We start from the raw sequence: 24,782 nt of genomic DNA, 5'->3' as shown, positions 1-24,782 counted from the left end.
GTTTATCGCGTTGTCATCGGTCCCATCTTAATGACTTCGAGGTCTTTGCCCTTCACCTTGCGGATGGGCAGGAGATCCTCGTGGTTCCAGCGATCATCGGGCGCTCCGCTGATGAACCAGTCGCCGCCGTTGTCGGCGAGGATCATGCCGTGCGTCTTGAGGCCTTCGAGGATCACTTTGGCAGCACCGGTGAACTTGGAGGTATCAAAGCTGGCCTTCAAACGCACACGCATACCCATCGGCGGCAGGTTCTCGTCCTTGTGCGGACTCGCAAAATGCGTGGCGGGCGACACATAGGCGCGGCGGCTCTTTTTGACGGTGAAGCGCAAAGCGTGCGTGAGCTTGTTCGTGCCGCAGATTTCATCGTAGCGGGCAAGTCCAGGCAGGATCGGCAAGCCAGCGGCATCAGCACTCGTCCAGCCAGCGGGGCGGGGCTTAGGCGCTTTCAGATCAAACACGCTGCCGCTGTAGGCCGTCCATGCTTTGCCACCGAAGAGTGGAAAGGCGCGGTAGATCTCGTAGAGCTTCCAGTTGTCCTTATCGAGCACGAGGATGTGGCGGTCGCCATCGCTTTCGCGCCCGCCTTCGATCCAAGCATCCTCCGGGATAGGATAGGGGCCGGGATCGCTCTCGTCTTTGCCTTCGTTGAAGTGGATCGGCACCTTCGGCTGATCACCACTGACAACGTAATATGGAATGCCGCCCGGCTGCCCCTGCCACACGAGGCCGAAATCCTCATGCAGTCCCGTCTCCGCGCCGATGGACGCGATGATGGCCTCGCTGAGCGGATCGACCTCGTCTTTCGAGACATCGCGATTCCATTCGTCATTCGCCGGCATGAGCAAAGCGCCGCCGAGGTCGGTATTCGGGCCGGTGGGAAGCTGCGGATGCTGGGCGAGCGCACTCACCGCGCAGGCAAGGAGAAGTAGGGCTGTTGTTTTCATGATGAAACTAGGGAGCGATGGCACCGCTGGTGTTTTGGGTGCGTGGTTGACCATGAAAATCGGCCGGCAGCAGGAAGCTGGCATCGGCCTGATTCAAGGGCGCGTCCGCCGCGGGCTTGGCGTCATGGCGTTCGCCATTCCAGGACACGCCGGGCAGATCTTCGAGCCCGCGACCGCGTGCGGAGCCATGATGCGCGCCACTGCCGAGGATGACATTGCCCTTGATGACGACGCCCGCGCTGCCGTTGGCAAAGTGCAGCGCGTTTTTGTCCCGCGAGTAGAGGATGTTGTTCGCCAAGATCATGCCCTCGCGATCATTCCACGAGCCGCCACTGAAGGCGTGACCGGTGTTGACGATGGTGTTGTGCACGACCTGGAGGCGCGTCGTTTTGCCCTGATGATCGGTGCTGGCAAAGCCGGAGCCCTCGGAGCTGATGAGCACGTTGTTGCGCACGATGGCCTCGCCCTGCACCTGCATCACGTGGTCGCCGCTGCGGTAGCAGAGATTGCGCTCGATGATGTTCACCGGCTTGCCAGCTGTGCCATAGACGGTGATGCAGGGGTAGTTCGTGTCGTGCACATGATTTTCGGCGATCAGATTGCCCCAAGATCCCTGCTTCACCTCGATGCCGTCGCCTTGATCGCCGCGGCAATCATGGATGTGGTTCAGCGCGATGACGCTTTCGCTCATGATGTGGTCGCCGTTGTTCGCGCCGAGATACATGCCCTCCCCATGGCCAGCGCCGTGATGGATGTGATTGCGGGTCAAATAAAGGCGCCTCGTGTCAGCGCTGTTCGCACTCAGGCAGACCTGACCGGTGTGATGGATATGGCACTGATCGAACCAAACATCCGAGCACTGACCGAGGCGCACGCCATGACTGCCGCCGGTGAACTCAATGCCGCGCAGGCAGAGGAACTTCACGGGACCACCTTGACCGACATTGAGAACGTTTTGTTGATCGTCGGGCCGGGTGATGATGACCTGCGCATCCTTGGCGACCACGATCCAAATGGGCGCGTCCGCCGTGCCGCTCACCAACAGGTCCCACATTCGCTCGACGCTGTAAGTACCGGAGCTTATTTCAAGCTTGTCGCCGGGCTTTAATGCTTCCACCGCTTTCACAAGTGAAGCCCCGCTTGGATTGGTATGCTGGATCACCCGCTTCGGCACACTGCTGGCCCAGGTTGGTTCGTAGTTGGACGCAAGCGCGTTCGAGGCGAGGCAGATGATGAGTAGGAGGGACCTCATTGCTGGTTGGAAATGGAGGAGTCTTACGATTTGTTGGTCTGGAATAAAAGTGGGGACAAGCATTTCAATTCACGGCGTATTCATGGTGCGGTGTGATTTTCTGCCACGCGGCCTCAATGAGCTTGAACGCATTTTCAGGCCGCAGGATGCCGCGCACCATTAACTCGTGAATCTCCCGCGCCTCAGCCATGCTGATGTCATAGTACCAGCGTTCGCCTGTCTCTCCTCTGCTGTCTGTAAAGGCGACATGTCCCACCTGGCTGCCTTCCGAATACTTCACGGCGGCGACGAGGCCAAAGACCACCCATGCCTGCTTGGCCTGCACCATGGCAGGCGTGGAATCATTGAACAGGGGCCGTTCACTACTCAGGAAGATGCCGAGCCGAGCCTGCTGATCGCGTACGCCGTGCGGCCATACCCGGGTGGGTGTGAATGTGGCCACGGACATCATGGATTGGACACGCCTGGCGATGGCTTCGAGCGGCAGGAATTCAGCGCGGCTGAGTGCCCGCGCTGCCTTGCTCTCGACAGGCTGCGCACTCTGAGTGGCGGCGGATGATTGCGCGTTTGCTGAACTGACGGTTTCATTGCCGGCAATCATCACCGCAGACAGCAACGTGACTGCAGTGGTGAGATTGAGGCCCACGAGAATATGGTTGGAAGTCATGATGGTTGGTGGATGGGTAAACAGGATAAGCAGGTCAGCCACGGTGCGCGGGTTTTACGCCACGCGCCGCGCCAGTGAGCCGACGCGCTTTTAGAAGACGTGTGGCGAGTATTTTGCGCACGCTGGCGTGGAGTTTTAGCAGTGCCTCGTCAAAGGTGTGCCCAGCGCTGCGCGCCAGTATGTCCGGGCCGGGGATGCAGAGCATCATGGAGAGGTGGTATCGCGGTGTTTTCTCCCGCTGCTGCTCCACGCGCACCACGGCGCGGGAAATGGGCTTGAGAGCGACGAACTGTTCGAGCGTCTGATGGATCTGGGTTTCCCATTGGGTGCGAGGGTCGCAGCCGAACCAGTCGAGTTGAATGATCATGAGCGTGTTGTTGGTAAAGGGTGGAAAAGGTTGCCGGCAGGAGCCGCCGAGGTTTTTTTCTCGGTGGGGTTGGGCGGAAGGCTCCTGCCGGCGGTTGTGACAGCATCAGGAGTTTTGGGGATACCAATGCCAGGTGCTGTAACAGGGGTGCTCCTCGGTTTGCGCCGACTTGATTTCATAGCTGCTGCATGAGGCGAGCAGGCCTGTGAGGAGGAGAAGAAGGGAAAGGCGAGTTTTCATTTCGTGTGTTTGGCGTTTGGTTTGAGTTTCTTGGTGACTGACTTCGCGGCAGGTGCTGCGTTGAGAGTGGTTTCATGCGCAGCCTTCTCAGCAGCGGCCTGGATGATCTGCTTTTCTGCGGACAGCCAGAAGTCGATCTCCCTGCCAACGGGGCGGTCCGCCTGGAGCCAGAGTTGATAGGCGAGTCCGCGAACTTCTTGAATCTGCGCCGGGGTCATGGTGGCTTGGTTTTGGTTCATGGTTTGGTGGATGGTGAGGGGGATGGTTGCGGCTGGCTTCATGTCGGACTGACCGGGACTAGAGGCGGGGACGTGATGAAACCGTTCGTTGATGCGACGGAGAATGGATTGGCGGCTTGGTTGATGATGGATGTCTGCGCAGCAGATGAGCTCGGCGTGCCACCGCACGGCCCACTGCTGCAGATCCTCGCAGAGAGTGCTCGTATGCGCGCAGGGTGAGTGGGCATCTTCCTCCAAAGCTAGGACCAAGGCTCTGTCCTCACGCTGCTGCCAAGTGATGGAGTCCAGCCAGCATTTGATATGGCCTGGCAAAGGCTCGGCGCTGGAGGTGGCGATGATGATCATGTCCGCCTCTGTACCGATACGGACTGACATGGCGCGTATGTCGAGAGCGGACACCAGCTTTTCAAAAGTCCATGCTTTGAAGGACATCCGAAGATCAGCGCGAAAGCACTGGTGTAACCAAGCGAACGCTTTATTCACCTGCATTTCCGCCTGGTAGCCGTCATGGATGGCGATGACCGAAAACGAGGCGATGGTGGCATCGCTGCTGCGTGACGCTCTGCTTATGATTGGCTTGCCCTTTTCCATGGGCAAGATCATGTCTTTTCATGCCGACACCCTCAATAGGCAGGCTTTCCCTGCGATGCTCAGCAAACCGCTGATGCCTTTTCAGTCTGGGTCCGCGGTGGCTCTCAGCCCTGTTCACCGACCCAGCGGGTGGCATGGTGAATGAGTTCGGTGGCGTTACGCAGGCCGAGCTTTTGGCGGATGTGCATGCGGTGTGTGTCCACGGTCTTGATGCTCAGATGCAGCGAGCGGGCGATGTCATGCGGCTCTTTGCCCTGGCCGAGCAGGCGGTAGATCTCGAACTCGCGATCGGTGAGCGTGCTGACGGAGGACGCGCCGCTCTTCGCGCCGGAAAGCGCATCGAGGATCTGCGTGGAGATGGATTCGCTGACGGAAATGCCACCGCTGAGCACACGGCGGATGGCGTGGATGATTTTCTCCGGCCCTTCCTGCTTCATGATGTAGCCACGGCCTCCGGCACGGATGACGCGCTCGGCATACAGCGTCTCGTCATGCATGGAGATGATGAGCACGGGCGTTTGCGGGCTGAAGGCGCGGATGTCTTTGAGCAGTTCGAGGCCGCTTTTGCCGGGAAGGCTCATATCGAGCAGCACGAGGTCTGGCTGGAGCCTTTCGAGCGCGGACATGGCCTGCACGGCATCATGCGCCTCGCCACAGACGGCGAGATCGGCCTCCAGATTTACAAGGACGGTCAATCCAGCGCGGAAGACGGGATGATCATCGACGACGAGGACGCGCTTTTTGGGCGGCAATGCTGGTTGATTGGTTTTCTTCGGCATGGCTGGTTGTTGGTGGAAATTCGCAAGACACGACGACGCCTTTGCTTCGGCCATTACGCACGCTGAGTGTGCCGCCGCACATTTCCGCACGGTAGCGCATGATGCGCAGGCCCATGCCATCTCCTTGGAGCGTGGCTTTGATTCCGGCACCGTCGTCGGTGATGGTCAAAGCGGATGCGGTTAGGCGGATGCGAATGTTTTTGGCCTTCCCATGCTTCACGGCGTTGCTCACAGCCTCCTGGGTGATGCGGTAGAGATGCATCATCGCGGTTTCAGTTTGGATGGGGGCGGTATCGCGGCATTCGAAGCGACATTTTACGCCAAACAGCTCACTGGACTGTGCGGCGAGGTTTTCCAGCGCCCGTGTGAAGCCGCCCTGTTCCGGTGAAACGGGGTGCAGGCCGCGTGCGAGGCCGCGTGTGTGCGAGAGGGCTTTTTGCAGCAGTTCGTTGATCTTTTTGGCTACGGTGCTCTGCGGTGACTTTTCCGCCATCAGCGTGCGCTGGAGCACATCGGCCATCATCCAGGCTCCGGCGAGTTGCTGGCCGAGGTCGTCGTGCAAATCCTGGCCGATGCGGCGCTGCTCCCGTTCGCTGATCTGTAGAATCTCCTCCTCAAGCTGCCGCCGCGCCACGATCTGCTCCATCAGCTCCGCGGTGCGCTGCTGCACACGCTCCTCCAGATCGGCATTGAGCTGGCGGATCGTTTGTTCGGCGGTTTTGCGCTCGGTGATGTCGGTGATGTCGATGATGATAAGCGCACCTTCCGGCGTCTCGACTTGGCTGAGGCTGATCTCCATCGGAAACTTGCTGCCGTCTTTGCGCAGGCCTGCCAGCTCCATGTTACGAAAGCGCTCCGCGTGCTCAGGTCGTGCCAGGAAAACGCTGCGCAGTTGGCTAAAGCGGCCGCGCTCATGCGGTGGAAGCAGTTTTTCAAATCCGCTGCCGATTATGGCCTTGCGCCGCAGTCCGAAGAGGCTCACGGCACGCGCATTCGCCAGCCGCACGAGACCCTGCGCATCGAGAATGACGAATCCATCCGGCGCGGCCTCAAGCAGTCGGTCAAACATGCGGCGGTCCACGTTTCGCTGTGTAATGTCGCGGGATATTTTGGAGAAGCCAACGAGGTGGCCTGCGGCATCCACCAGAGGCGATATGGAGAGCGAGATGTCGATGATGCGGCCATCCTTGCGCTGGCGGTGCGTCTCGTAATGGTCGATGCGCTTGCCGCGCCGGATGTAGCGGCGAAAGACGGCCTCGTCATCAGCTGACTCCGGCGGGCGTAGCATGGACACGGATTTGCCGATCACCTCGGAGGCGGCGTATTGAAAAATGCGCTCAGCACCGGCATTCCAGGTCTGGATGTTGCCATCGAGATCGAGCGTGATGATGGCGTCGTCCGAGCTTTCGACAACGGCGGCGAGCTTTTTGCGATTCGCGTCCGCTGCCTGCTGCTCAGTGATGTCGCGGGCGACGCCGCCGATCTGATAGGGCTTGCCATTTTGGCGGCCAAGAATGATGCCACGGTCCGCCAGCCAGCGCACTTCGCTCTTGGCACTGATGACGCGGTATTGCGCCTCGTAGTCGGCCTTTTCTCCGCTGAACCACTGCCGGAGTGCCTCGTGCACCGCCGGGCGGTCCTCGGGATGGATGGCCTCTTCCCAAAGGTCGGGCTTGTTTTGCAACTGAGCCACGCTGCGGCCCCAGATGCGCTCAAAGGCCGGACTCACATACGAATAGCGCGGCGGATCGAGTTCTTTAAACCAAAGCACATCGCCGATGTTTTCGACGAGGAGTCGAAAGCGGGCTTCATCAGGCGGAGTGGGGCGGTTCATCGGATGGCACGGAGTTTCTTCTCGATTTCCACGACGACAAGGGCCGTGACACCCACGCCGAAGATGCGCAGCCAAGCGCTGGCTTCAATGGGGGCGGTGTGCAGGAAACGATTCATCATCGGCGCATAGGTGAAGACTAGCTGCAAGAAACAGGTGAGGATGATGCCTAACAGCAAGCGCGGATTCGTGAAGAAGCCGATGCTAAAAATGCTACGGCGCAGACTACGGCAACTGATGAGATACGCGCTGGCGACGGCAACGACCACATTCACCACCGCAGTGCGGCTGGCAGCGATGCTGGCACCGATGCTTTGCTCCGAAAAAAACACCCAGTAACTGCCAGCGAGCATGATGATCGAGACGAGACCCGTGCGAATGAACATGGCGAAGTCGAAGATCGGCGTTTTTTGATCACGCGGTGGCCGCTGCATGATGTCGGTTTCCGGTGGCTCAAAGACGAGCATGAGGCCGAGCAGGATGGCGGTGGTGAGATTCACCCAGAGCAGATGCACCGGCAGTGTGGGCAGGGTGAGGCCAAAGACGACGCTGGTGAGCAAAATGAGCGCAAAGCCGACGCTGACTGGCAGCGTCCAGACGAGGAACTTGATGAGGTTGTCATACACGCCACGGCCCTCCTCCACGGCGGCTGCGATGGTCGCGAAGTTATCATCCGTGAGCACCATGCTGGCGGCCCCCTTCGCCACATCGGTGCCGGTGATGCCCATGGCGATGCCGATGTCCGCCTGCTTCAAAGCGGGGCCGTCATTCACGCCATCGCCAGTCATGGCGATGATGTGGCCGCGACTTTGCAGCGCACGCACGAGCCGCAGTTTTTGCTCTGGTGCCACGCGGGCAAAGACGCAGGTGCGGTCGGCGATCTCGGGCAGGTCGGCGTCGCTGATCGCCGCGAGTTCACGTCCTGCGATAGCTGGCACCGTATCAGCACCTGCGATGCCGATTTGCTTGGCGATGGCCTGCGCGGTGACGGCATGATCTCCGGTGATCATCTTCACGCGAATCCCTGCGGCTTGGCAGCGTGCCACAGCGGCGATGGCCTCCTCGCGCGGCGGATCGATCATACCCTGGATGCCGAGAAAAGTCAGCCCCTCGCTCACATGATGATGCGCCAGGTCGCCGCTGACATGCGAGCCATCTCGCCGCGCAAAAGCGATGACTCTCATGCCCTCGGCGGCAAAGGATCGCGCCACTTCGCGAATGGCATCCGCATCGATATCGACGACCGCGCCACGTGCATCCAGCATGTGCGTGCAACGCTCGATCAGCCGCTCCAGCGCACCTGCTTTGTAGATGCGGCGGCCCTCCATGTGGTCGTGCAGCGTGGCGCGAAACATGTGATCACTCTCAAACGGAATCATGTCCACGCGCGGCGTGCCAGCATGGATAGCGGCGTGGCGCAGCCCGGCCTTCTCCGCAGCGACGAGCAGCGCCCCTTCCGTGGGATCACCGGCAATCGTCCACACGCCCCCTTTCTCGATGATGGCGGAGTCATTGCACAGCATCCCGGCATGGAGGCACTCATGCAGCGCAGGCTTGGTGCTGGCATCAATTGGGTTCGGCGTGGCATCGTGGATTTCGCCACGCGGCTCGTAGCCGGTGCCTGTGACCTCAAAGGTATCGCCACCGGCATGGACACGCTGCACCGTCATCTTGTTCTGCGTGAGCGTGCCCGTTTTGTCCGAGCAGATGACGGTGGTGCAGCCCAGCGTCTCCACGGCTGGCAGCTTGCGGATGATGGCACGGCGTTTGGCCATGCGGCTCACGCCGATGGCGAGCACGATGGTGATGGCGGCGGGCAGGCCTTCGGGAATCACGCCCACGGCGAGCGCCACGCTCGCCACGAGCATCTCGATCACACTGCCACCGCGAAACAGCACGCCATACGCAAACAAGGCCGCCGCGAGCGCGAGAATGACCCACAGCAGCACACCGCTGAAGCGGGCGATCTTCCGCGTGAGCGGCGTGGTGAGATCCACCGCCTCCGCGATGAGAAATGCCACGCGCCCCGTCTCCGTGCGATCCCCCGTGGCCCACACCACGCCCGTGCCCGTGCCCGCCGTCACCAAAGAGCCCGCGTAAGCCATGTTCACGCGGTCGGCGAGCACCGTGTCCGCGTTCAAGGGATCAGGCCGCTTGCTGGCAGGCATTGACTCGCCGGTCAGCGACGATTCGTCGATCTGCAGGCTCTTCGTTTCCAGCAAACGAATGTCCGCCGGCACACGATCACCGCCTGCGAGCATCACGATGTCACCCGGCACGAGTTCGGTGCTGTTCACGCGGACTTTTTTGCCATCACGCTTCACCACCGCCTCCGCCACGACCATTTTCATGAGCGCTTCCAGCGCATGTTCCGCCTTCGACTCCTGGAGGAAGCCCACGACCGCATTCACCACCACGACGATGAAGATCACACTCGCATCCACCCATTCACCGAGAAGGCCCGTGACCAGCGCCGCCGCGATAAGCACCAACACCAGCGGCGCCGTGAACTGCCGCAACAGCCTCAACCACCCCGGTGTGCCGCCACGCACCTTCACCAGGTTTTCCCCATAACGCCGCCGCCTCTCCGCCGCCTCCGCGCTCGTGAGTCCAAATTCAAGTGACGCCCCCGTGAGGCGCAAAGCATCACAAGAAGCAAGATGGTGGGCATGGGTCGCAGTCAACGAAGCGCCAGTCATGCATTTTCAATTCAGCGGCAATCAGCAAACGGATGAGGCCCGCATGGATCTCACAGCGTCGTGCCTTCTTTCCATGCCTTGCCGGTTTGCAGGCGCTGGAGGTTGTCGAGCGTCGTCCCGGCGATCTGGGAGAGCGCTTCATGCGTCAAAAATGCCTGGTGAGAGGTGATGAGCACGTTCGGGAAGGTCAGCAGGCGGGAGAGTTCATCGTCCTGCAGCGGCTTGCCGGAGTGGTCCTCAAAAAAGATGCCTTCCTCCTCCTCATACACATCCAGAGCCACGCCGCCGAGGTGGCCGGTCTTTAGAGCGTCTATCACGGCGGTGGTGTCGATCAGCTTGCCACGGCTGGTGTTGATGAGAAAGGCACCGCGCTTCATGCGGGCCACGGTTTGCTCGTTGATGAGATACTTGGACTGCGGCGTGAGCGGCAGGTGCAGGCTCACGACGTCACTTTGTGCCAGCAGCTCATCCAGCGGCACATAGTTCAGTCCGCATGTGGCAGCCCACTCGGGCTTTGGAAACGGATCGTAGCCGAGCAGGCGCACGCCAAAGCCGCGAAACACCTCCGCGGTTACCTGGCCGATTTTTCCCGTGCCGATGATGCCGACGGTCTTTCCGAACACATCGAAGCCCACCAGGCCGTGTAGCGAGAAATTGAGATCGCGCACGCGGTTGTAGGCGCGGTGGATCTGGCGGTTCAGCGTGAGCAGTAGCGCCACCGTGTGCTCCGCGACGGCATGCGGTGAATACGCAGGCACACGCACCACCGCGATGCCATGCGCCTTCGCGGCGGCGAGATCGACATTGTTAAACCCCGCGCAACGCAGCGCGATGAGGCGCACGCCATGTTCCGCGAGCACCTGGATGCAGGCCGCGTCCACGCGATCATTCACAAACACGCACACCGCCTGCGCCCCTGACGCCGAGGCTGCCGTCTCCGCGTTCAGCCGAAAGTCATGGAAACGCCAATCCATACCCTCCACCTCCTTCGCGGCCTCGCGAAAGGCTTGCTGGTCGTAGGGCTTCGTGTCGTAAAAACTGACCGTGAGATTTTTCATGGAGCTGGATGGCTGGACGAAGAATGCCCCGACTTCAACACCTCACCATGAGCGAACGGCTGAGACGCCCGAGGCGTGCTCCAGGGTTCAAAAGTGGAGCTGGAACCCTCTTCGGCTTTGGCAGGAACATTTTGGGGCAAGAAAATTGGGTTGGGGGGAAATCTTCTTACCCCAAAAATATTCCTGCCAACCCACCTCGTCAGCTTGCTCGGCGCATCGGCCGCGATGGCGGCGCGGTAGTTGGCCTGGGAGCGGAAGTATTCGGCCTGGGCTTCGACTTCGAGTACTTGGGCGTCGAAGGTGGCTTGCTCGCGGATCTGGAGGGCGAGCAAGTCGGTGGCGCCTTGCTTGGGGCGCTCGTTTTCAGCGGCTTCGAGCTGTTTGGCGAGTTCGACGTTTCGACGCGTCATCTTGAGCGTGTCGTAGGTGGCGATGAGGGCGCTGTAGGCGTCACGCACATCGGCGGCGATGCCGTCTTGGCAGCGACCTCCGGCGCATGCCAGCAGCCACGCAAAGCGGTGTCATCACTGCCTTTGAGAGCTGTGACCATCGTTTCGACGAGCTTTTGCACCTCTGGCGGCACTGGCGTGTCATCGGCGGCCATGATCGGGGCACAGAGCAATGCGGAGGCGAGAAGGATGGTTTTCATGCGAGTCCGAATCAGCCCGCGCCTTCCCGACATTCAAGCGAGGATTGGGTGACAAGTTCGTTTAACGCGGCAGCCGCAAACAACTGGATTCATTTATGGCAGGAAGATTGTTGAGGTAGGAAAATGAGAAGAAGTCGGTTTGGGAGAATTTTCCTGCCCATCCAATCTTCCTGCCAAAAACCTCAACGAACCTCGCAAGCCTCCAGCAGCGCCTTATCCGCCGCCGAACGATGCTTTGGCCCCACTTTCGTCAAAAGTGTCTTCACGAGGTCTTTCGCCGGTTGAATGCTCACGTTGAAGAGTTTGGGCTTCTCGGTGTTGGAAACGGCATCTGTCTCCGCAGCATCAAGGAGGTTGTCCTTGAAATAGACGCGGCCTTCGTCGGTTCCGCGTTCCCATTTCACGCCTTCATCGGGCTTGGAGGTGCGTTGCGGCATGTGGCGGAAGATGTTGCCGATGACGGCGAGGTTTGGATTTTCCTCACCTGCATCGTAAGCGATATGCAGGCCGCTGCCGCCCCAGTCTTGCCAGCCCCAGCCGAAGACGAGGTTGTTGATGAATTCGATGTCGCGGTTCGCGTGGCGGAGGCGGATCTGGCGCTCGTTGTTTTTCACGAAGACGTTATGATGGAACGTGATGCGCTCGCGGACTTGCTTTTGATCGCTGGTGGAGAGGTGCAGGGCAGTCTCGGTGTCGCAGATGAGGTTCCAGCCGATGCTCACATCATGCACTCGCCCCCACACATCGAACACGCCATCGCCGGACGCACGGCCCGTGCAGTGCTCGATGACTTCCGCTGAAAGCGCGGCGGTGGTGAGGAGAAGGAAGAGGAGCTTCATCATGGAGTGGAAACAAAACACCGTGGCGCAACGCCCTCGTCCTGTGACCACGCATCCCAGGCACCAAACTCTGGGCAGCATGAACCCGCAGCGGAAATGCACTCCAGACACAGCCAGCGATGGGCCATCTGCACGGCCTCCGGGCTGCCGCAGGCCTCACAGCAGGCGGGAACGGGTGCGGTGGAGCCTGAGTCTTCGTTCATGACGGATGCGCCTCAGCAGTTCTCCATCTCGATGATGTAATAGCCGCGCTCATCGATGGATTTCACCATGGGAGCGGTCGCCTGCTCGACATGGCAGAAACGGCACTCACGGGTGCCTAGGCTGGTGCCTTCCTGACCTTTGCTTTTCAGAAACGCATGGCCATAGCCGTGGATCGTCGCGACATCCTTCTGCGAATCAGGCACGAGGATGTCGAAATGCATCACGCGGCCATCCGTGCGGCGGACGTAGGTATCATAGACAGAAACTTTCATGGGAATGGTGTGGGTGGAGGAGTGGAGTCGCAGATCAAAGGCGAAATCAACGCGGGTGGCAAGTGACTCGTGGGGTTGGTGTGGGCACCCATTTTTTGCCCGTCGCACTCACACGCTGGGCATGTTATGACCGCACATGAAATCAAACCCGCCGTCGCAGAGAAACCCAATCACTTGCCACTGACATGAGTGCGCTGCTCATCATCGGCCTCCAGACCGGCCTGCCACGCACACTTGGCATGCCGGACGCAGTCGAGCCGATGGATCGCGAATGGACGACTGGTTTCTTTAAAGAGGGGGTGGCTGGTGTGCGTCAGGTCACGGCGCTGGGCATCGAAGGCGACGGGCAGGCCGATCTCATCAACCACGGCGGGCAGGACAAGGCGATCAATGTTTATCCATCCGAGCACTATCCAACGTGGATGGAGGAACTCGGACTCGATCTGCAACCGGGTGCATTCGGCGAGAACTTCACCACCACCGGCATGACCGAGAGCGAGGTGTGCGTGGGGGATGTGTTTCAATGCGGTGCGCTGCGCCTGCAAGTCTCACAACCACGTCAGCCATGCTGGAAGCTCGCCCGCCGCTGGCGCATCAAAGATCTGGCCGCACAAGTCGAGCGGACGGGACGCACGGGCTGGTATTTCCGCGTCCTGAGCGGTGGTCCCGTGCGAGCAGGCATGAAACTGGAACGAGTGGAACGCCTCGCGCCCGCATGGAGCATCTCCGCCGCGAACGAAGTGATGCACCACCGCAAGACCGATGCCGCCGCCGCACTGGCCCTAGCTGGCTGCCCCGGCCTCTCCGCGAGCTGGCATGTCAGTCTGACCAATCGCGCCGCGAGTGGGCTTCAAAAGACGCGTGCCCGGCTGAACGATCCACTTGGATCATAGCAAGCTCCGTGAAGCTTCTTCATCGCGTCGTCATCGGGGAAAAGGGACAGAAGGGACGAAAACGACAGAAGGGACAGAAAGGACGCGGCGCGGTCGCTTCAGTCCCTTTTGTCCTTTCTGTCTCTTCTTTGCTGCTCACGCACTTGGAGCCGCGCCGCCGTCATTCTTTCGCGGATGCCACCTTCTTGAAGAAAAGCTTTCTCCAGACTCTCGATCTGGCGTTTGAGGAGGAAGATGGTGAATTTGCAAAGACCGAGCAGCACATTCGCAGCGATCTCCGGGTCGTCGCTTTCGATGCCGCGCTGGAAGTCAGCGTAGGCGGCACCGGGTTTGCGGCAGAGGGTGGAGAGACGTTGAGCATAGCGATGCGTTTGCGGCCACGCTTTGAGTTTTCGCGTGAGGAGGAAGTCCTGATAGTCCTCTTTGAGCTCCTCTTGGCTGGCTTTGGCCCAGTTGGTGAGTTCGATCTCTTTTTTCTTCGACATCGCCGAAGCGATGCTGCCTTCGACGATGTTTTGTTTCCCCGAACGCGCCGCCTGCACCATCTGGTCCACCGTTCGGTCGCCGAACTTCGGGAGCCACTTTTTGACAAAGAAAACCGTCCCTTCAAACACGATGAGCGCCTTCTGGTAGGAGAGCAGGTGCTCATAGCCGCCGTGTGGCGGGATGAAGTGCGGGGTGTCCATGATAAGAGAGTTTAATGTGAAGAAGAAGGGACAGAAAGGACTGAAGGGACGGTCGCGGGTCCTTTGTGTCGTGAGAGAGTTTAAAGTGCTGACGAAGGGACGAAAAGGACAAAAAGGACTGAAGGGACTTTCACGAGTCCTTTGTGTCTTTTCTGTCCCTTCTGTCCCTTTTCAACGCCGTGTCAAACTCACCGGCGCATCGGCCGCGATGGCGGCGCGGTAGTTGGCCTGGGAGCGGAAGTATTCGGCCTGGGCTTCGACTTCGAGGACTTGGGCGTCGAAGGTGGCTTGCTCGCGGATCTGGAGGGCGAGCAAGTCGGTGGCCCCTTGCTTCAGGCGCTCGTTTTCGGCGGCTTCGAGCTGTTTGGCGAGTTCGACGTTGCGACGCGTCATCTTGAGCGTGTCGAAGGTGGCGATGAGGGCGCTGTAGGCGTCACGCACGTCGGCGGCGATGCGGTCGCGGGCGAAGCGCTTGTCGTTGTTCAGGCGTTCGATGAGCGCATCAGCGACATCGACGCGGCCTTTGGCTTCACGGCGTTGCAGGGGCAGTTTGAATTCGATCTTGGCTTCGATTTCGTTCTGCTCGAGGTCGCGTGGACGGTTGTTGCCGAGGGCTTGACCAGCTTCGATGCCGATGTCGATGTTCGGCAGCAGGTTGTTCTTGGCGAGCCGACGGTCGATTTCGCTCTTTTCGACAAGGAGCTCGATGCGGCGGATCTCGGGACGAAAAATGGCCGCTTTGGCGATGTCGGCGGTGACTTGTGTTTCATCGAGCCGTGGATGCGGTGGGAAGGCGGTGGGGATGCGGTCACGTTTGGCGATGATGGGCTCGGCTTTGTCCTTCGTGCGGTAAAACAGTGAAAGTTCGATGCTGGTGGCCTGAAAGCGACGCTGGGCCTGCACGACGGCGATTTCGCGACTGACGACGAGGCGCTGGTTGTCGATCTGCACGATGGGGGCGCTGGCACCTTTCTTCACCTGCTCGGCGATGGCGCTGTCGCGGTCTTTGGCGATGCGCAGCAGTTCTTCGGTCAAGCCGAGGCGCTGGCCGCTGGCGAGCCAGTTGTAGTAGCTGATGGTGGCGGAGCGGATGAAGTCGAGGTACTGCCGCAGGATGATGGGATCGGCGAGTTCCTGGTCGATTTGTGCCTGCCAGAGCGCGGCGCGGCGACGGTCGATGGTGCCGTCCCGCAGCAGCGGCAGGCGAAAGCCGAGCACGCCCTCGCCATCGACGCCGGTGCGGTCTTTGTTGTAGTTCGGTAGGAAGCCGCTGCTCAATCGGTAGCCGCCATACACGCTGCCGCCCCAGAATGGCAGCGGCTGCTCGACCATGGCGTAACCCGTTTGCCCGTCGTAGTAGCCCGCGAGGTTCATGGTGCCGCCAGCATTCAGATTCAGGTCAAAGGCACCCATCGCCTGCCGCACACGACCGTTGGCGATGTCTTGCTCGATCAATGCCGCGAGGTAAGGCGGGTATTGGGTTTGGACGCTGGCGAGGACTTCGGGGAGGAGCAGCGGCTTCGCCGCAAATGACGAATGGGGAATGACGAATGACGAAATCAGCAGCGCCCAAGCGGCGAAGCGACTGAGAACTGAACACTGAGCAGTAAGCACTTGGTTTCTCATTTCTTCGTGGGGTCGAGTGTGCCGTCGTCGTTCGAGACGACAGGGGGGAAGCCGTTGATCTGACGCCAGAGTTCAAACCAGAGTGGGACTTCGTTGAGCATGACCCAAGCATTGGCGCGTGCACCTTGGCGCAGCCAGCGGTCTTTGTCGGGCCAGGGGACGGTGACGGGGCCTTTACCATCGCCACGATCGACGATGTCGTCCGTGGGGCCGACGACGACGCGGAATTTGCCTTTGCCGTCGTCGGTGGCGTCCACAAAGACGACTTCGCCGCCGAAGGTGCCGATGGCGAGCTGCGGCCACCCGATCATCTGCACGGCGGGCCAGCCTTCAAAGGCGAGCCGCACGGGACTGCCTGGCTGGCCATCTTTGCGTGAACGAATGAGCGGCATGTCGTTGCCATCGACCATGATCTCGACAAAACGGCTGTCGGTCTCGGGAATGATGACGCAGATGAGTGATCCGGGCCGCAAATAAGTGCCATCCGTCGCGGCGACGTTCAGCACGATGCCATCGCGTGGCGACTCGATGATCTGTCGTTCGGTTTGATTGATCTGCACGTCGATGACGGAGAGATCGCGCTCGGCAGTGGCGACTTCGCTGAGGGCGGTGCCTTTCGAAGCGTGCGTGGAGGCGATGCTGGCATCCATGTCGTTGCTGGTGCGCTTTAATGCGGCGGCGGCGGATTTTAGCTCGGCGCTGGTGGAGTCGCGGGAGAGCGTGGCGAGTTCGAGGTTGCGCTGGGATTCGAGCTGCTTGGCATGCAGATCCTGAGTGCGGGTGAAATTCAGCAGCGCGGTCTCAGCGGCGATCTTGGCACCGGCGACGCGCTGCTCCGCGCCATCGATGGCCTGCGCTTTGGCCAGCTCCTGCTGCGTGATTTGGGCGATGAGTGACTCGACGCGGCCCTGCGCGAAGTCGCGGCGGCTTTCGATGGCCTCACGCTGCGCTTTGAGGTTGTTGAGCAGGTTCGGGTCGTTGTCCTGAATCTCGATGATGAGTTCGCCTTTCTTCACACGCTGTCCTTCGGTGACGTGCAGGTGCTTCACGCGGCCAGAGACTTGCGCCTCGATATTGATGCGGCGGTCGAGTGGATTGAAGGCGATGACGCGGCCTGATCCAGAGACGAATTGACGCCAAGGAAGAAAGCACAGCGCGATGACGAGCAGTGCGAAGCTGAGGAGGAGCAAGCGACTGAAAAGGCGCGTGAACTTGGCCGATCCAGCGAGCGACAAAGCGGGTAGTGGAGGTGCGGTGGAATGAGCGGTCATTTCAGATTGGGGTCAGAGCCATCGCTCAAATGGCAGGGCGCGAGTTCGATGAGCTGGTCGCACTTTTTCGTCACGTCGTGATCACGCGTGGTCAGCACGACGGTCCAGGACAGTGATGGGTCGAGGATGGCGGTGGAAAGCGTGGCGAAGGAGGCGCTGTCGAGGCCGTCGAGCAGTTCGTCGATGAGGAGAAGCCGCGGTCGCTGCACCAAAGCGCGGGCAAGGATGAGGCGCGTGCGCTGATTGCCGCTGAGCGGTGCGCCGCCGATTTTGAGCCGGAGATTCAGGCCCTCGGGGCGATGCAGCAGATCATCGAGCAATCCGACGCTGGAGAGCGCAACGCGGATTTCATCCATGCCGATGTCGTTGCGGCCAAGGCGGAGATTTTCGACGATGGTGGCATCGACGATTTCGTCGCGACGCAGCAGCATGACGCTTTCGCGCAACGCCTCCAGATACCAACTGCGCAGATCGAGTCCGTCGATGGCGACAAAGCCGCCGGTGGGCTGGCGCAGGCCAAAGAGGATGTCGAGCAACGAACTGGCACCCGCACCATGCGGGCCAACGATGGCCGCGCGTGAGCCGGGCTGGATGGTGAAGTGGCGATCCGCAAAGAGCGGCGCAGCGCCATAACCAAAGGTGAGTCCGCTGACATTGATCAAGGCACCGCCTTTTTGCTTCACCGGCTGCTCGCCGTCCTCGCGTTCGATTTCGAGATCGAAGATGTGACCGAGCTTGTCCATGGCGGCCATAGCGTCATACCAGGCTTCGAGTTTTTTACCCATCTTCGCCAGCGCGGCGACGATGCTGCCCATGATCAGCTCACTGGCTACGAGTTGGCCGAGAGTGATCTGCTGGCTGATGACGAGATAACCACCCACAGCGAGCAAAGCGGCTGCGGCGAAGACTTGCAGCGTCAGCAGGCCCGCGATCTGCCGCATGAGCACGCGGAAGTGTTTGGCACGGGCGGTGACGTAGTCCGTAGCGAGCTGGTTCGCACGCTCATAGGCCATGCCGTAGCCGCCGGGACCTTTGAAGAGAAAGGGAAAGTGAGCGATCTCCTCATACCAGTTCACGAGGTCGTATTTCATCATCGACTCCTTGATGCTCGTCTTCACCGCGCCGCGTCCGAGCAGCCAGAGGATCAAGACGATGAGCACGAGCAGCACCGCCACAAACAGCAGCAGCACCGGATGATACAACGCCAGCAGCAACATGCCGATGAGCGTGCTGAAGACGAGATTCACGCCATCCAGCAGCAGCAGCGAGGTGCTTTTTTGCGCGGTGACGACATCGAGGAAGCGATTCACCAACTCAGGCGCGTGAACGTCATCGAGCGCCTCTGCTTTGACCCGTGGCAGCCTGTAGGCGAGGTCCGAGGCCGTGCGCACAAAGATGCGGCGCTGGATGATGTCGGAGATGTAATACTGAAAGCCGGTGACGACGGCCTGGAGCGCCAGACAGGCGAAGAGTGCCAGCGACACCACGACCAGCGCCTGCACAAACGGCTGCGACTGCCCGCCGAAGGCCAAATTACTCACCACCGCATCCACCGCGAGTGGTGCGGCGAGATAAAGGATGCCCGCAAAGATGGAGAAGACCAGCAGTGTGCGGATGTCCTGCCTCTCGGCCTTCAGCAGACCGAAGAAACGCTTCGCCGGACTCATGTGCTCTTGGTGAGTCGCATGGGCACTCATGCCATGCGCAGGACGCTCTGGATGCACGATGCCGACCTCCATGACTTCATTCACGCTGGTCAAGCCGAGCATGCGGGCGAGTTGCGTGCGCGAGACGGTGACACGGTGCGTCAAGTGGTCGCCATCCGCCAAGCGCAGCCCAAACCAGCCAGCAAACGTGATCACCACCCAGCGCGCTTCCATCTTGCTCCACACAACCACCGGCGTGTCATGATGCGCCTGCCAGATCGCCTCCGAAAGCGGCAGGCGCACTGGCGACACATGCATATAAACCTCCGCCGCTGCACTGACGAGCTGGCTCAGCGGGTCCGCGTCCGCCTTCGCCGCGTTTTGCACCGCGATCCGTGCCCGCTCATGGTCAAACTCACTGCCGGTGATGGCGGCAAGCTGCGCGAGCAGGTTGGTGGATAGCGTGAAGGTCGTGGGGAGCATGGGAAAGCCGTCCAATGAGGAACCAAATGGCACTTTGACAATCTCGATGTTTCAAAGATACACTTCGGAAATACCTCATGAACACCAAGCTCAACGATCCGCACCTCAACTACCACCACTTGCGCTTGTTTTGGGAAGTCGCCCGGGCAGGCAGCCTCCGCGCCGCCGCATCCCGCCTGCATCTTTCACAGCCGACGATCAGCGCCCAGGTCAAGGCGCTGGAAACGAACCTCGATGAGCAACTCTTTGACCGCACGGGGCGCGGATTGAAGCTCACCGCCCAGGGACGGCTGGTGATGGAATGCGCAGCGGAGATTTTTTCCCTCGGCACGGAGATGGTGCGCTCGCTGCACGGGCAGGGCAGCGCACGCAACCTGCGGCTGAACATCGGCATCACGGATTCGCTGCCGAAACTCGTCGCGTGGCGACTGATTCGGCCGGCGATGCAGGCGTTTCCGAATTTGCAGCTCTCCTGCTCGGAAGGGCATGCGCAGGAGCTGCTGGGTTCGCTCGCGGCGGGTCGGCTGGATGTGGTTTTGTCGGACGAGGCCGCGCCGTCGTCCATGCCGGTGAAAGCCTTCAATCATCTGCTCGGCGAATCGCCCGTGGTCTTCTGCGCGACTCCAGCGCTGGCGAAAAAACTGAGCAAGAACTTCCCAGCCTCGCTGAAGGACGCCCCGGTGCTGCTACCCGCCAGCCGCACGGCCTGGCGGCATGAGATCGACCGCTGGTTTGACTCGCACCGCATCCGCCCGCGTGTCGTCGCGGAGTTTGATGATGCGGCGCTGATGAAAACGGCAGCGGCGGATGGTCTTGGACTTGCCCCCATCGCGACGGCGGTGCTCGAAGAGGCGGTGGGTCGTTATGGCCTGCGGCCCATCGGTCGGCCGGTGCATTGCGGCTTCTCGTGTTACCTCATCACCCTGGAGCGGGCGATGCGGCATCCGGCGCTGGCGGTGATCGCGGCGGAGTCGAAAAGTGTTTTCAGTCTGGCGAAATCCAAGCGAGTTACGAGTAACTTGGCCTGAAGCCTGTCAGTTCGACGGTGATGCCGTGGGCCGGGGCGGTGTTGTTTTGAAAGTCCTGGATGAGGTCGAGGATGTCGGCGTCGATGTAGTCCGTGTTCGTGGCATCAATGACAGCGGAGCTGCCGCGTGGGATAGCACGCAAGGCTTTTTCCAGCGTGGCGCGGCCCAGGAAGCTGACCTGGCTGGCCAGTTCGATGCGCACCTGATCGCCATTGGTGCCATGCACCACGGTCTGATGCACGGGCCGGCGCATGTTGCTGCGCAGGATGAAGCCGATGCTGACACCGAGACCGATGAGGATGCCGACAAGCAGGTCGGTGAGCACGATGGCGGCGATGGTGATGATGAAGGGCAGGAACTGGTTCTTGCCCTCCCGCCACATCTGTTTCATCAGCTTCGGGCTGGCGAGTTTGAGGCCGGTCATGAGCAGGATGGCGGCGAGGGCGGCGAGCGGTATTTCATTGAGCCAGCGTGGCATGAGCAGCACGCAGCCAATGAGCAGAACGCCGTGGAAGATGGCGCTGAGCCGGGTTTTGCCGCCGGCATTGATGTTCACGCTGCTGCGCACGATGACGCTGGTCATGGGCAGGCCGCCGATGAGGCCGGCGAGCGTGTTGCCGATGCCCTGGGCCAACAATTCGCGGTTCGGCGGGCTATGGCGCTGCTGGGGATCGAGTTTATCGACGGCTTCGAGGTTGAGCAGCGTTTCGAGGCTGGCGACGATGGCGATGGTGATGGCGGCAGTGTACACCGCTGGATTGGCGAGCGCGGCGAAGTTCGGAAACTGTAAGAAGCCGAGAAACGCCCCGAAATTTTCCGCGACGGGCACCTGCACCAGATGGGATGCCTCGATGGCCCAGGGGGCACCGAGTTTGCGCAGCAACAGGCTGACGCCGACACCGAGCAGGACAACGACGAGCGGTGCTGGCACGCCGCTTTTTTTGAGCGGCTTGATCTTGTCCCAAAAAATCATCAGCAGGATGGACAGCACGCCGACCAGCGCGGCACCGGGCTGGATGTCGAAGAACGAGGCCCACAGTTCGGTGAAGGTGTTTTCATGGTCAGGCTGCTCGAAGGCCATGTCATCCTCCGGATCGGCATCGTGGCCGATGACGTGCGGGATTTGTTTGAGGATGAGGATGACGCCGATGGCGGCGAGGAGGCCCTTGATCACGCTGGAAGGAAAGAAAGCGGCGATGAACCCGGCCCGGCAGACACCGAGCACGATCTGGATCACGCCCGCAAGCATCACGGCGAGCAGGAAGGTGTCAAAAGTCCCGAGTTTGCCGATCTGCGCGGCGACGATGGCCGTCAGGCCCGCCGCCGGGCCGCTGACGCTGGTGTGCGAGCCGCTGAGCATGCCGACGAGGATGCCACCAATGATCCCGGCCACGACACCGGAAAACAGCGGCGCATTGGAGGCCAGCGCGACGCCGAGGCACAACGGCAGGGCGACGAGGAAGACGACGAGACCGGAAGTGAGGTCTTTGAAGAGTGTGGGAGACGAGTTCGTGCTGGTGGCAGGCATGCGGGGAAAATTTGAGAGCGCACTTGCTACGCTTTGTGGGTCCGCTTTGCCTCAAAAAAATCGTCACAGCCCCAATGTAGCGGGTGCCGCCACAATTCCGCTCTCCGCCCAATCACTCGTGCTGCTGACCGCCGCCGAGGGCGGATTCGATGACGCTGGCGGCCTCGGCGCGCCAGCGGATGATGGTGCTGGGGAACAGGCCGCCGAGGATGAGGAACATCATGCAGGCGGCCAGGGGCCAGCGCTCGCGTGGCAGGGCATCGGGGATGTCGATGACGTGCTTCGGCAGCACACCGAGGAACAGCAGGCCGAACAGACGCATGAAATTGATGGCGTTGAAGGCGGTGGTGAACAGCAAGGCGAGGCCAAGCCAGGAATGATTCTCCAAGGTGCCGTGGTAGATGAGATCCTCCGCGCAGTAGCCGAGCGTGCCGGGCAGACCGATGAGCGCGAAACCGCAGACAAAGAAGAAGGTGGCAAAACGCGGGACTTTGACGGCGAGACCGAGATGCCCGGCGGGATCGGCGACGCCGCTGATGCGGACTTCGAGCGCGCGCAGGATGCAAACGAGGCCGGTGGTGGCGACGGCCACGACCATCCAGTGCAGCAGGCCGCCGGTGATGCCTTTGTCATCCACCGTGGAGAGACCGACGAGAATGAAGCAGGCCTGGCTGACACAGAGACGGGCGAGCAAACGACGCGGCTTCTTTTCCGCGAAGGCGCGCAGGCTGGTGACGAGCGCGGTGGCGAGCGCGGCCATGCCGAGGATGTCGAGCGCGTGCTGCGCGGTTTCCGGCAGCGCGGTGCCCTCCGCCCGGGCGACCAGCAGGGCACCGAGGTGGCCGTTGAACATCAACGCGGTGGGCAGCAGCGGGCCGTGCTCAAAGGCATGCACCATCCAGCCATGCAGCGGGAAGAGGCCTTTGCGCAGGAAGACGGCCAGCATGAGCAAGCCAAACGCGAGTTTCCCGGTGTGGGAGATTTCATTAATCTCCACGGTGTGCATGAGGATGATGCCAGCGGTCAAGGCGATGCAACTGGCGGCGAGAAATACCTGCGTGACCTTCTGACCACGCTGCGGACCGAACATGCCGAACGCAAACGGCACGCTGGTGAGCCACCAGCCTGCGGCAAGCGTGGCGAGGTTCGCGGCGGCGTAGGCGGTCTGCGTGGAGGCGGAGATGAGCAGCATGCCGGCGAGCGCCCGGCCACCGGCATCACGCTTGGGCGCGAGCAGCAGGACGATGAACGTGAGCGCGGCATAAAAAGCCATCGGCATGGCGTCGAGTGCGTCCGCCTCGAAGCAGCGCAGCAGCGGATCAAACAGCCGGGCGTGACCGGCGGCGGCGACCTCACGGGCGGCGAGCAAGAAGCTCAGCAATGTGATGAGAGAGCTGGCGATGGCGACTGGACGCGGATTCTTGGCACGCCAGGAAAGCAAGGCACCGCCCAAAAGTGAGGCGAGACCGATGGTGATGAAGGGCAGGGAGAGAAAGTCCATGGGGAGAGGAATCAGACGTCGGGATTGCCACGCGGCGGCGTGGTCCCTTGAAGGTCGAAGATGGCAAGGAAGCGGGCCACGCACAGCACGGGCGCAATGACGAATCGATCGACGATGGAGTCGTAAAAGCCCCGTCCAAGCGCGAAGCGGTAGAGCCAGAGCTGCACGTACTTGGGCAGGAACGAATCGTACTGTGCGCCCGTGGGAGCCAGGTGACCGCCGGCGGCCGCATGCAGGCGGTGGTGGTCATGCAGCATGGAGGGCGCGCGCAAAAACTGCAGGGTGCGCACCATGGCGTGGCCGATGATGTGGATGATGGCCAGCGTGGTCCAGCCAAGACCGATTTCGGCGAAGATGAGGCCGAGCTGCGTCTGCGAGGCGTAGGCGAGCGAGGTTTTGGCATCAGCACAGGTGCGATGGACGAGCGTGCCGAGGACGGCGGTCGTCAGGCCGATGAAAATGACGAGTCCGGTGGCGAACCACGAGGAACGGATGATCGGCTCCACCCGCAGCAGCAGGTATGCGCCGGCATGCACTGAGATGGCACCATAAAAAATGGCGCTGGAGGGCGTGGGGCCTTCCATGGCACGCGGCAGCCAGCCGCAGAACGGCCCCTGTGAGGATTTGCCGCTGGCGGCGAAGACCAACAGCACGGCGATGACACTGACCGCGTTGTCATTGAGATTGCTGACGTGGCCGGGCCACTCACCGCTGAACATGGCATCCCAGGAGGCGGTGCCGAACCAATGATGCGCGAGGAAGACGGCCAGCAGCAGGTTCAAATCGGCAATGCGGTAGATGCCGAACACTCGCAGCGCGTTGCGCACAGGATCAGGCCGGTATTGGAAGAAGCCGATGAGCAAGACAGAGGTGATGCCGACCAGTTCCCAGCCGGCGATCAGCAGATCGAGCGAATTGGCTGTGAAGATGAGCAGCGCGCCAAAGCTGAACAGGTGCAGTTGCAAAAAGAAGCGGTGAAAGCCGGGATCACGATGCAGATAACGCACGGAGAACGCACCGACGATGCCGGTGAGCACGACGGTGATGCCGACGATGGGCAGCGAGAGCCGGTCGATGAGCAGCGAGAGCGGAAAGCCGTAGTGGCCGACGGTGAACCAGTTGCCAAGCGAAACATGGATGGATGGCGTGTCCGTCTGCCACATCTGCCAGGCGATCATGCCGACAACGATGGTGAGCAGCGCATAGACGCCTTTCGTGAGCCGCGACATGGCGCGCTCCGGGATGGCACCGCCCAGAAGCCACAGAAGGCCGAGCGAGAGGAACAACACGCCGGGAGTGGCGACGAGGATGAGGAGGAGGAGTTTTTCGGGGGGCATGTGGCGAAAGGGAGGGTTTTGTCGTCCTCGTCCTCCTACTCGAACTCGTCCTCGATCATGGCGGGTGGAGAGCTGAAGGGATGATCGAGTGGTGGAAAGGGAGCTGTGGAGTTTTATCGTCCTCGTCCTCCTACTCGAACTCTTCTTCGATC

General features: G+C 61.0%; 23 protein-coding genes. 2 read left to right on the top strand and 21 right to left on the bottom strand.

Annotation, left to right across the window (positions count from 1 at the left end; genetic code table 11):
- Positions 1–2 precede the first annotated feature (2 nt).
- The 14 genes from ACKVY0_RS23320 to ACKVY0_RS23255 form a co-directional block, all read right to left on the bottom strand.
- On the bottom strand, positions 3–944 hold the full coding sequence (locus tag ACKVY0_RS23320; RefSeq protein WP_409217262.1) for a hypothetical protein: 942 nt from the start codon (positions 942–944) through the stop codon (positions 3–5).
- Positions 945–951: 7 nt separating this feature from the next.
- Positions 952–2,196 carry a right-handed parallel beta-helix repeat-containing protein gene (locus ACKVY0_RS23315; RefSeq protein ID WP_409217261.1) on the bottom strand — a complete coding sequence of 415 codons (1,245 nt, stop codon included), beginning with the start codon at positions 2,194–2,196 and terminating at the stop codon, positions 952–954.
- A 64-nt stretch (positions 2,197–2,260) separates the two neighbouring features.
- Positions 2,261–2,905, bottom strand: coding sequence for a hypothetical protein (locus ACKVY0_RS23310; RefSeq protein WP_409217260.1), 645 nt, complete (start codon positions 2,903–2,905; stop codon positions 2,261–2,263).
- Positions 2,898–3,230 carry a hypothetical protein gene (locus ACKVY0_RS23305; protein WP_409217259.1) on the bottom strand — a complete coding sequence of 111 codons (333 nt, stop codon included), beginning with the start codon at positions 3,228–3,230 and terminating at the stop codon, positions 2,898–2,900. The genes ACKVY0_RS23310 and ACKVY0_RS23305 overlap by 8 nt, the downstream gene beginning before the upstream one ends.
- A 105-nt stretch (positions 3,231–3,335) precedes the next feature.
- Positions 3,336–3,470: a hypothetical protein gene (locus ACKVY0_RS23300; protein ID WP_409217258.1), complete on the bottom strand. Its 135-nt coding sequence runs from the start codon at positions 3,468–3,470 to the stop codon at positions 3,336–3,338.
- Positions 3,467–4,084, bottom strand: coding sequence for a DUF2934 domain-containing protein (locus tag ACKVY0_RS23295; protein WP_409217257.1), 618 nt, complete (start codon positions 4,082–4,084; stop codon positions 3,467–3,469). The genes ACKVY0_RS23300 and ACKVY0_RS23295 overlap by 4 nt, the downstream gene beginning before the upstream one ends.
- Before the next feature lie 320 nt (positions 4,085–4,404).
- Entirely contained in the window at positions 4,405–5,079 is a 675-nt protein-coding gene (locus ACKVY0_RS23290) for a response regulator (protein ID WP_409217256.1), read from the bottom strand.
- The gene (locus tag ACKVY0_RS23285; protein WP_409217255.1) at positions 5,018–6,913 is read right to left on the bottom strand and encodes a PAS domain S-box protein; all 1,896 of its coding nucleotides are present in this window, start codon (positions 6,911–6,913) and stop codon (positions 5,018–5,020) included. Before ACKVY0_RS23285 ends, ACKVY0_RS23290 begins: the two co-directional genes overlap by 62 nt.
- The gene (locus ACKVY0_RS23280) at positions 6,910–9,594 is read right to left on the bottom strand and encodes an HAD-IC family P-type ATPase (protein ID WP_409217254.1); all 2,685 of its coding nucleotides are present in this window, start codon (positions 9,592–9,594) and stop codon (positions 6,910–6,912) included. The genes ACKVY0_RS23285 and ACKVY0_RS23280 overlap by 4 nt, the downstream gene beginning before the upstream one ends.
- 65 nt (positions 9,595–9,659) lie before the next feature.
- Entirely contained in the window at positions 9,660–10,667 is a 1,008-nt protein-coding gene (locus ACKVY0_RS23275; protein ID WP_409217253.1) for a 2-hydroxyacid dehydrogenase, read from the bottom strand.
- A complete protein-coding gene (locus ACKVY0_RS23270) occupies positions 10,664–11,125 on the bottom strand; it encodes a hypothetical protein (RefSeq protein ID WP_409217252.1) in 462 nt (153 codons plus the stop codon). The genes ACKVY0_RS23275 and ACKVY0_RS23270 overlap by 4 nt, the downstream gene beginning before the upstream one ends.
- Positions 11,074–11,316: a hypothetical protein gene (locus tag ACKVY0_RS23265; protein WP_409217251.1), complete on the bottom strand. Its 243-nt coding sequence runs from the start codon at positions 11,314–11,316 to the stop codon at positions 11,074–11,076. Before ACKVY0_RS23265 ends, ACKVY0_RS23270 begins: the two co-directional genes overlap by 52 nt.
- Positions 11,317–11,498: 182 nt before the next feature.
- Positions 11,499–12,158, bottom strand: coding sequence for a hypothetical protein (locus ACKVY0_RS23260; protein ID WP_409217250.1), 660 nt, complete (start codon positions 12,156–12,158; stop codon positions 11,499–11,501).
- 212 nt (positions 12,159–12,370) lie between these two features.
- Positions 12,371–12,631 carry a DUF2024 family protein gene (locus ACKVY0_RS23255; protein ID WP_409217249.1) on the bottom strand — a complete coding sequence of 87 codons (261 nt, stop codon included), beginning with the start codon at positions 12,629–12,631 and terminating at the stop codon, positions 12,371–12,373.
- A gap of 185 nt (positions 12,632–12,816) precedes the next feature.
- Here ACKVY0_RS23255 and ACKVY0_RS23250 point away from each other — a divergent pair, with 185 nt between their 5' ends.
- The gene (locus ACKVY0_RS23250) at positions 12,817–13,524 is read left to right on the top strand and encodes an MOSC domain-containing protein (RefSeq protein ID WP_409217248.1); all 708 of its coding nucleotides are present in this window, start codon (positions 12,817–12,819) and stop codon (positions 13,522–13,524) included.
- Between the two features lie 98 nt (positions 13,525–13,622).
- Here the strand turns inward: ACKVY0_RS23250 and ACKVY0_RS23245 are convergent, their stop codons facing one another.
- The 4 genes from ACKVY0_RS23245 to ACKVY0_RS23230 all read right to left on the bottom strand — a co-directional run bounded on the left by ACKVY0_RS23245 (position 13,623) and on the right by ACKVY0_RS23230 (position 19,236).
- The gene (locus ACKVY0_RS23245; RefSeq protein ID WP_409217247.1) at positions 13,623–14,210 is read right to left on the bottom strand and encodes a four helix bundle suffix domain-containing protein; all 588 of its coding nucleotides are present in this window, start codon (positions 14,208–14,210) and stop codon (positions 13,623–13,625) included.
- Positions 14,211–14,381: 171 nt separating this feature from the next.
- Entirely contained in the window at positions 14,382–15,836 is a 1,455-nt protein-coding gene (locus ACKVY0_RS23240; RefSeq protein ID WP_409217246.1) for a TolC family protein, read from the bottom strand.
- Positions 15,833–17,107 (bottom strand): HlyD family secretion protein, encoded by a 1,275-nt coding sequence (locus ACKVY0_RS23235; RefSeq protein ID WP_409217245.1) that lies wholly within the window; start codon positions 17,105–17,107, stop codon positions 15,833–15,835. The genes ACKVY0_RS23240 and ACKVY0_RS23235 overlap by 4 nt, the downstream gene beginning before the upstream one ends.
- Complete coding sequence (locus ACKVY0_RS23230) at positions 17,104–19,236, bottom strand: peptidase domain-containing ABC transporter (RefSeq protein WP_409217244.1); 2,133 nt, start codon at positions 19,234–19,236, stop codon at positions 17,104–17,106. Before ACKVY0_RS23230 ends, ACKVY0_RS23235 begins: the two co-directional genes overlap by 4 nt.
- A gap of 77 nt (positions 19,237–19,313) precedes the next feature.
- On the opposite strand from ACKVY0_RS23230, the gene ACKVY0_RS23225 reads away from it, so the two are divergent.
- Positions 19,314–20,264, top strand: a complete 951-nt coding sequence (locus ACKVY0_RS23225) for a LysR family transcriptional regulator (RefSeq protein WP_409217243.1) — start codon at positions 19,314–19,316, stop codon at positions 20,262–20,264.
- Here ACKVY0_RS23225 and ACKVY0_RS23220 read toward each other — a convergent pair.
- The 3 genes from ACKVY0_RS23220 to ACKVY0_RS23210 all read right to left on the bottom strand — a co-directional run bounded on the left by ACKVY0_RS23220 (position 20,245) and on the right by ACKVY0_RS23210 (position 24,630).
- On the bottom strand, positions 20,245–21,792 hold the full coding sequence (locus ACKVY0_RS23220) for a SulP family inorganic anion transporter (RefSeq protein ID WP_409217242.1): 1,548 nt from the start codon (positions 21,790–21,792) through the stop codon (positions 20,245–20,247). The genes ACKVY0_RS23225 and ACKVY0_RS23220 overlap by 20 nt on opposite strands.
- Positions 21,793–21,904: 112 nt before the next feature.
- Positions 21,905–23,293 (bottom strand): proton-conducting transporter membrane subunit, encoded by a 1,389-nt coding sequence (locus ACKVY0_RS23215; RefSeq protein ID WP_409217241.1) that lies wholly within the window; start codon positions 23,291–23,293, stop codon positions 21,905–21,907.
- A gap of 11 nt (positions 23,294–23,304) precedes the next feature.
- Complete coding sequence (locus ACKVY0_RS23210; protein ID WP_409217240.1) at positions 23,305–24,630, bottom strand: proton-conducting transporter membrane subunit; 1,326 nt, start codon at positions 24,628–24,630, stop codon at positions 23,305–23,307.
- Positions 24,631–24,782 lie beyond the last annotated feature (152 nt).

Source organism: Prosthecobacter sp. (genome assembly GCF_046154365.1).
Classification (GTDB): domain Bacteria; phylum Verrucomicrobiota; class Verrucomicrobiia; order Verrucomicrobiales; family Verrucomicrobiaceae; genus Prosthecobacter.
Note: the sequence above shows the minus strand (reverse complement) of the source record. Positions and strands in the feature narration are given on the sequence as shown.

Bases quoted from the DNA above. Each gene is read 5' to 3' on its own strand.
- ACKVY0_RS23320 (WP_409217262.1), bottom strand. From the start codon at position 944: ATGAAAACAACAGCCCTACTTCTCCTTGCCTGCGCGGTGAGTGCGCTC.
- ACKVY0_RS23315 (WP_409217261.1), bottom strand. From the start codon at position 2,196: ATGAGGTCCCTCCTACTCATCATCTGCCTCGCCTCGAACGCGCTTGCG.
- ACKVY0_RS23305 (WP_409217259.1), bottom strand. From the start codon at position 3,230: ATGATCATTCAACTCGACTGGTTCGGCTGCGACCCTCGCACCCAATGG.
- ACKVY0_RS23300 (WP_409217258.1), bottom strand. From the start codon at position 3,470: ATGAAAACTCGCCTTTCCCTTCTTCTCCTCCTCACAGGCCTGCTCGCC.
- ACKVY0_RS23295 (WP_409217257.1), bottom strand. From the start codon at position 4,084: ATGTCAGTCCGTATCGGTACAGAGGCGGACATGATCATCATCGCCACC.
- ACKVY0_RS23290 (WP_409217256.1), bottom strand. From the start codon at position 5,079: ATGCCGAAGAAAACCAATCAACCAGCATTGCCGCCCAAAAAGCGCGTC.
- ACKVY0_RS23285 (WP_409217255.1), bottom strand. From the start codon at position 6,913: ATGAACCGCCCCACTCCGCCTGATGAAGCCCGCTTTCGACTCCTCGTC.
- ACKVY0_RS23275 (WP_409217253.1), bottom strand. From the start codon at position 10,667: ATGAAAAATCTCACGGTCAGTTTTTACGACACGAAGCCCTACGACCAG.
- ACKVY0_RS23265 (WP_409217251.1), bottom strand. From the start codon at position 11,316: ATGAAAACCATCCTTCTCGCCTCCGCATTGCTCTGTGCCCCGATCATG.
- ACKVY0_RS23260 (WP_409217250.1), bottom strand. From the start codon at position 12,158: ATGATGAAGCTCCTCTTCCTTCTCCTCACCACCGCCGCGCTTTCAGCG.
- ACKVY0_RS23255 (WP_409217249.1), bottom strand. From the start codon at position 12,631: ATGAAAGTTTCTGTCTATGATACCTACGTCCGCCGCACGGATGGCCGC.
- ACKVY0_RS23250 (WP_409217248.1), top strand. From the start codon at position 12,817: ATGAGTGCGCTGCTCATCATCGGCCTCCAGACCGGCCTGCCACGCACA.
- ACKVY0_RS23245 (WP_409217247.1), bottom strand. From the start codon at position 14,210: ATGGACACCCCGCACTTCATCCCGCCACACGGCGGCTATGAGCACCTG.
- ACKVY0_RS23240 (WP_409217246.1), bottom strand. From the start codon at position 15,836: ATGAGAAACCAAGTGCTTACTGCTCAGTGTTCAGTTCTCAGTCGCTTC.
- ACKVY0_RS23235 (WP_409217245.1), bottom strand. From the start codon at position 17,107: ATGACCGCTCATTCCACCGCACCTCCACTACCCGCTTTGTCGCTCGCT.
- ACKVY0_RS23230 (WP_409217244.1), bottom strand. From the start codon at position 19,236: ATGCTCCCCACGACCTTCACGCTATCCACCAACCTGCTCGCGCAGCTT.
- ACKVY0_RS23225 (WP_409217243.1), top strand. From the start codon at position 19,314: ATGAACACCAAGCTCAACGATCCGCACCTCAACTACCACCACTTGCGC.
- ACKVY0_RS23220 (WP_409217242.1), bottom strand. From the start codon at position 21,792: ATGCCTGCCACCAGCACGAACTCGTCTCCCACACTCTTCAAAGACCTC.
- ACKVY0_RS23215 (WP_409217241.1), bottom strand. From the start codon at position 23,293: ATGGACTTTCTCTCCCTGCCCTTCATCACCATCGGTCTCGCCTCACTT.
- ACKVY0_RS23210 (WP_409217240.1), bottom strand. From the start codon at position 24,630: ATGCCCCCCGAAAAACTCCTCCTCCTCATCCTCGTCGCCACTCCCGGC.